General features: G+C 38.2%; 3 protein-coding genes and 1 pseudogene. 1 reads left to right on the forward strand and 3 read right to left on the reverse strand.

The window, feature by feature from the left end; genetic code table 11:
• Positions 1-90 precede the first annotated feature (90 nt).
• A complete protein-coding gene (gene adhE, locus B2008_RS06740) occupies positions 91-2,715 on the reverse strand; it encodes a bifunctional acetaldehyde-CoA/alcohol dehydrogenase (RefSeq protein ID WP_281827769.1) in 2,625 nt (874 codons plus the stop codon).
• Between the two features lie 295 nt (positions 2,716-3,010).
• On the opposite strand from adhE, the gene B2008_RS06745 reads away from it, so the two are divergent.
• On the forward strand, positions 3,011-4,384 hold the full coding sequence (locus tag B2008_RS06745; RefSeq protein ID WP_281827770.1) for an amino acid permease: 1,374 nt from the start codon (positions 3,011-3,013) through the stop codon (positions 4,382-4,384).
• Here the strand turns inward: B2008_RS06745 and B2008_RS06750 are convergent.
• Positions 4,325-4,930, reverse strand: a pseudogene (locus B2008_RS06750) (sugar O-acetyltransferase). The gene B2008_RS06745 and the pseudogene B2008_RS06750 sit on opposite strands and share 60 nt — an antisense overlap.
• Positions 4,931-5,131: 201 nt before the next feature.
• Positions 5,132-5,335: signal peptidase I (gene lepB / locus B2008_RS06755; RefSeq protein ID WP_286822620.1), on the reverse strand; the 204-nt coding region annotated here is incomplete at its 5' end.

Raw genomic sequence — 5,335 nt, forward strand, 5'->3', positions numbered from 1 at the left:
AACAGGATTTGACAAAGAGCCATTTCTTTTTAAATAAGTTTTTTAAACTTCAGAATTGGAATTCAGGTATTTATTAAGTATTACGCGATTTTACTTATTAGAAATTCCCTTACCGTCGTAACAATCCTTCATCAAGTCAATGATTTGGTTGATCAGTGGTGCAACTGGGTTAGTAACAGTGTTTTGATCACCGTAAGCCTTAACAGCCAATTCATCAACCTTGTCTTCGAATTGCTTCTTGTCAACGCCGTAACCCTTGAAGGCCAACTTAATGTCAACTGAGTGAGCTAATTCGATGATCTTGTCTACCAATTTTTCAACTAATTCGTGATCAGTTGTACCAGTTAAGCCAAGAGCTCTAGCAATATCAGCATAGTCTTTTTCAGCACGGTAAACTGAGTAATGAGGCAACATAGCAAGCTTTTCAGGGCGCTTTGCATTGAAGCGAATTACTTGTGGCAATACAATTGCGTCACTTACACCACTTGGAATGTCAAAGGTTGAACCAACTGTGTGGGCAATTGAGTGTTCCAAACCAAGGAAGGCGTTTGAGTAAGCCATACCAGCAATAGTTGCGGCATCGTGCATTCTCTTACGTGCATCCAAGTCGCCATCGTATGAAGCCTTCAAGTTGCCAAAGATGATCTTGATAGCTTCTAATGACCAGCCACGAGTGAAGTCAGTAGCCATAGTTGAAACATAGCTTTCAATTGCGTGACCCAATGCTTCGAAGCCGGACCATGCAATCAAGCGTTTTGGCAAAGTTTGAACAAATTGATCATCAACGATTGATACATCTGGAGTTAAAGCGTAGTCACACAAGGTGTGCTTAATGCCACTCTTAGCATCGCTGATAATGGCAATTGGTGAAACTTCTGAACCAGTACCTGAAGTAGTTGGGATACATACAAGTTGAACGCCGTTAATTTTTGGGAAGCGAACTACTCTTTTTCTGATATCCAAAAACTTTTGGTAAGCTTCTTCAAAAGTCATGTCTGGGTTTTCGTAGAACAAACGCATAGCCTTAGCTGCGTCCATTACTGAACCACCACCGATGGCAATGACAACATCTGGCTTGAAGATGTTCATTCTGTGAACACCGTCTTTAATTACGTCAGTATTTGGATCAAGAGTTACAGCCTTGAATACTTCGTATTCCTTAGCACCTCTACGCTTAGAAATAATATCAGTAATTTCATCAGCAAAGCCTTGATCTGCAACACCTTCATCAGTAACGATGAAGAAGCGGTTTACATTTGGCATGTGACGTAAGTAGTTAGCAGCGTTGTGTTCGAAGTAGGTCTTAGCTGGAACTTTTATCCATTGCATGTTGTCACGACGCATAGCAACTGTCTTGATGTTCAAGAGGTCTCTAGCACCGATGTTGTGTGAGAAGGTGTTGGCACCGTATGAACCAGTACCTAAAGTCAATGATGGGAGCATGTTGTTGTAAAGGTCGCCGATACCACCTAAGGCAGCTGGTGAGTTAACCAAGATACGACAAGCATCCATCTTCATTGCAAATTCATCAATGATCTTCTTATCACTTGAGTGAAGACCAGCGGTGTGACCACGACCACCATAGTTAAGAAGGTCAGTACAAATCTTGAAGGCATCATCATGGTTCTTAGCACGATATAAAGTGAAGACTGGTGAAAGTTTTTCTGCTGAAAGTGGGAATTCTCTACCAACACCATGGTATTCAGCGATGATAACCTTAGTGTCTTTTGGAACATCAACACCACAAAGCTTAGCAATCTCATAAGCTGACTTACCAGCTACAGGACCTGCAACAGTACCACGTCTTGGGTCAATGAAGTGTTGTTCAAACTTCTTAATTTCTTCCTTTTTTAAGAAGTAGCAGTTCCACTTCTTGAATTCTTCCTTAACTCTGTCGTAGATTTCTGTATCAACAACAACTGAGTTTTCAGAAGCACAAACCATACCATTATCGAATGTCTTTGATAAAACGATATCGTAAACGGCACGTTCAACATTAGCGGATTTTTCAATATATGAAGGACCGTTACCAGGACCAACACCGATAGCTGGTTTGCCAGATGAGTAAGCAGCCTTAACCATGCCTGGACCACCAGTAGCCAAAATAGTTTGAACTCCTGGGTTAGTCATCAAGTCAGTAGTTGCTTGCAAACTTGGTTCTTCAATCCATTGAATTGCGTTCTTTGGTGCACCTGCAGCTTCAGCAGCCTTTTGAAGGATTTTACCAGTTGCCACACAACATTTTTGAGCTTGTGGGTGGAAGCCGAAGATAATTGTGTTTCTAGTCTTTAAAGCAAGCATTGCTTTGAAGATAACGGTTGAAGTTGGGTTGGTTACAGGGGTAACACCAGCTACAACACCCTTAGGTTCAGCAATCTTTACCAAACCTTGTTCTTTATCTTCATCAATGACGCCAACAGTCTTTTCGTGACGTAAGCTGTTCCAAATGTTTTCACTAGCAAACATGTTTTTGGTGGTTTTATCTTCAAGAACACCACGATGAGTTTCTTCTACAGCCATTTTTGCTAATGGGTAAGCATTTTGTTCACCGGCAGTAGCAATTGCTTCACAGATTTTATCAACTTGTTCTTGAGTGAAGTTGGCCATTTGATCCAAAGCAACATGTGATTTCTTTACTAAGTCATCAACCATGTCGTAAATTTGTGTGTTCTTTTCTTCTTCAGACATTGTCTCTTTTTGTTGTGTCTTAGCCATTTACAATTACCTCTAAGATTTACTTATTTTGTGAACTAATTTACAATATTGACTATAACACTTTCACCAAAAAAGTAAATGCTAAAAGCACAACTTTCAGGGATGCACAAGCAAAGCCAATCTTAAGGCTATTTTAGGAAATTAAGCATGAAAGCGCTTACTAAATATCTTTGTTTGTGGATTAACAAACTTATATTTTTTAGATTTTTTTAAATCATGATTGAAAACTACTATCACAAAACAGAGATGATAAAATAATACTATATTGTTTTATAATTATAATTGGAGTGGTTAAATGAAAAACGATGATGTGCAAACTAACGTAGGCTATAAACGAACCCTTAGCAACGCCCATATTCAGTTGATTGCCCTGGGTGGCACAATTGGTACTGGCTTGTTCTTAGGAGTTGGTGATAGTATTCACCGGGCCGGGCCTAGCGTAATCTTGATTTATATTATTGTCGGTATTTTTCTTTTCTTTCTAATGCGTGCTTTAGGCGAATTGATCATGTCCGATTTAAGCAAGCATACCTATATTGATTTCATTGAAAAATATTTAGGAAAAAACATCGGCTTTATCACCGGCTATTTATACTGGATAAGTTGGATCACCTTAGGAATGGCCGAAACCACTGCTTTGGGAGTTTACTTTAAATATTGGCTTCCGAGTTTAAAACCCTGGCTTCCGGGACTCATCACGATTGCTGTTTTATTAGTAATCAATTTGATTTCAGCAAGAGTATTTGGCAATTTGGAATTTAGCTTTGCTATTATCAAAATCATTACCGTCATAGCCTTCGTGCTTTTGATTTTTTGGCTTTTATTATCCGGTGGAAAAACTAGTTTTGGTCCTGTTGCTTTTTCTAATCTTGATAGTAACGGTGGATTTTTTGCCCATGGCGGAAAAGGATTTTTGCAAGGTTTTCAAATGGTAATTTTCAGCTTTATCGGGGTTGAATTAATCGGTTTGACGGCAGCAGAAACTCAAAATCCACGCGTTACTCTGAGAAATGCGATTAATCAATTGCCAGTAAGAATTATTTTGTTCTATGTTTTGGCTATCTTGGCAATCCTGTTGGCAATTCCTTGGAATAAAATTTCAACTAATTCTAGTCCCTTCGTTCAAGCTCTTGGGGCCACTGGGATTAGAAATGCCAGTTCGATTATCAATTTCGTAGTTATTTCCGCTGCTATTTCTTCAACAAACAGTATTTTATACGGTGCAGGACGACTCTTATTCTCAGTAACTTTCCATGGCAAAGGAAAATGGAATCAAACTTTCGGTCACTTATCACACAGGCAGCTGCCGCAAAATGGTTTAATTCTGTCAGCAATTTTGATTGGTTTGGCGCCATTAATTACTTTGATAATCGGCGATCAAGCCTTCAATTTCATCTCTTCTACTACCACTAGCATGTTCTTAATCATTTGGTGTCTTATGGTTTTAACCCATATGTCCTACCGCAAGCAGACGCCAGAAGATCAATTGAATGATTTTAAAATGCCCGGTTTTCCATATTTGGATTGGATCATCTTACTGTTCTTCGTAGCAATGATTATCTTGCTGTTGATCTTACCAAGCTACCGTATTCCAATGATTGCTGCAATTTTAACTTTTGTGATCCTTTACATCATCAGCAAAATTTGGAATAAAGAGAAAGAAATATAATAAAAAGGCTCTACAAGGATTTCCTGCTGCTATCACATTTGCCGGAATGTCATGAGTTACCACACTTCCGGCACCTATTATTGTGTTTTCTCCAATTGTAGTTCCAGGAGTGACTATCACATTAGCACAAAGCTAAACATGGTTACCAATAACGATTGGCCTTGCGATACATCCTTCCTTTTCACGCTCAATTGGGTCAAATAAATGGTTGCTAGTAAAAAGACCAACTTTTGGTGCCAATAAGACATGATCACCAATTGTGATAGGAGCATCATCTAACAATGTACAATCATAATTAGCATAAAAGTCATCACCAACATGTATGTTTTGACCAAATTCACACCTGAAGTTTGGATTGGCAAACGGATTTTTACCTGCTGATCCAAATAATTCACGTATAAGTTGCTCTTTCTTTTGAGGATCGCTTTCATTGTTTATCGCATCCGTCTTTTTCGTTGACTCTTCACGAGCCTTTTCTAACAATGGATCAAGGTCATTATAAGGCTTGCCTGTTTTCATATAAGCAAATTTTTCTTGTAAATTCATATTTCCACGCAAATATTCTTTATCATGTCGAAATATTAAATGCATATTATTTCCTAAAAAGAAGAGAAGCCTTTATTCGCGAGATTCGCAAATAAAGGCTTTTAGTTTTTTATGCATCATTATTAATGCGCTTTCATTATCACTCTTTTTTAATTTGTTTTCAACAGCTTTTTATATTAGCTATTTAATTACTCATAGAAATTAATAATGCTCTTGATTGATATTCTCTTTTTCTGCTTGGCTTGTTGACCACCAAAATGGAACTTTAACTTTGCCAACAATGGCATCTGCTGGTACAAATCCAAAATATCTCGAATCTTTGGAAACTTTTCGATTATCACCTAAAACGAAATATTCGTTGTTTGGCACCCTGATATAGTTTTCTCGTTTACGCCAACTATTTTT

Source organism: Lactobacillus sp. UBA5813, from assembly GCF_002417895.1.
Taxonomy (GTDB): domain Bacteria; phylum Bacillota; class Bacilli; order Lactobacillales; family Lactobacillaceae; genus Lactobacillus; species Lactobacillus amylolyticus.